General features: G+C 54.4%; 1 protein-coding gene. It reads right to left on the bottom strand.

What is annotated here, in order from left to right; genetic code table 11:
- Positions 1–351: 351 nt before the first annotated feature.
- Positions 352–807: a RadC family protein gene (gene radC / locus KNO72_RS15380; protein ID WP_214758773.1), complete on the bottom strand. Its 456-nt coding sequence runs from the start codon at positions 805–807 to the stop codon at positions 352–354.
- Positions 808–1045: the final 238 nt, after the last annotated feature.

Genomic DNA, 1045 nt, shown 5'->3' with positions numbered 1-1045 from the left:
GCATCCACGTAAGCAACATCTCAGGATATTTCACGTAAGCCCTGGTGTTGTTTCAAACAAGCCCTAGGGCTTGTTTAGAAAACATGCTCGTTTTCAATAAACAAACTGTGTTTTCACTCCTGACATTTCATCAAACAATCTTCTTACGAGACAGACCAAAACATGGTCCCATATCCTCATACGAACCACTCCATTTTCGTCATACGAAAACGACCCTTTTCCGGATCCCGCTCTATGGATCCAGGCGAGAGCACCGCGAGTCGCCCATCCCGACATAGAAAAACGTACGTTTTTCGTCCTTGCCCTTACCGGACGGACCGGGACCGGTCCCCCGGCCCCACTCCATTCCATTTAACCCATGTAACCTCGCTGTTTCATGCTGACGTACGACTCGGCCGCTCCGAGGATGAGATGGTCGAGCACCGGGATGCCGATGAGGTCCCCCGCCTCATGTAACCGTTCGGAGACGAGGATGTCCTCCCGGCTCGGGGTCGGGTCCCCGCTCGGATGTTGGTGACAGGCGATGATGCACGAGGCATTGTTCAAGATGGCGCATTTGAAGATTTCCCGTGGGTGGACGACACTCGAATTGACGCTCCCGACATGCGCCCGATGGACACCGATGACCCGGTTCTTCGTGTTGAGCATGATGACGAGGAACACTTCACGGTCATCGTCACCGATGAACGATGCCCCGATTTGCCGAGCATTGTCCGGCGAGTGGATGATGGCGTGCTCGAGGGCGACCATTTCCTCGCGAACCTCTTGTTTGATACGGATGACCTCGATGATGGCGGATAGTTCCATGATGGTTTGTCCCCTTTCAGATAGAAAAGCTGTCCTCAGAACGAACACCGTTGTGCGTCCTGTTGACGGAAACGAAGCGAGCGTCGGGAGACGGTGCAAGGGCGACCGCAGGGAGAGCCTCAAAAAAATGCGTAGAGCGCACATAAGTCCAGGCTTCCGTAGCCAACGAGCGAAAAGCCTCGCTTTGAGCCTAAAGCGAAGGAAGACGGGCCGGAGGGCGCGTCATTTTTTTGACGTC

The organism is Exiguobacterium sp. s123, from assembly GCF_018617075.1.
Lineage (GTDB): Bacteria > Bacillota > Bacilli > Exiguobacteriales > Exiguobacteriaceae > Exiguobacterium > Exiguobacterium profundum.
This window is presented reverse-complemented; position numbering and strand designations above follow the sequence as displayed.

What these genes read in the sequence shown, in the direction of transcription:
- radC (WP_214758773.1), bottom strand. Translation starts at nt 807, where the DNA reads ATGGAACTATCCGCCATCATCGAGGTCATCCGTATCAAACAAGAGGTT.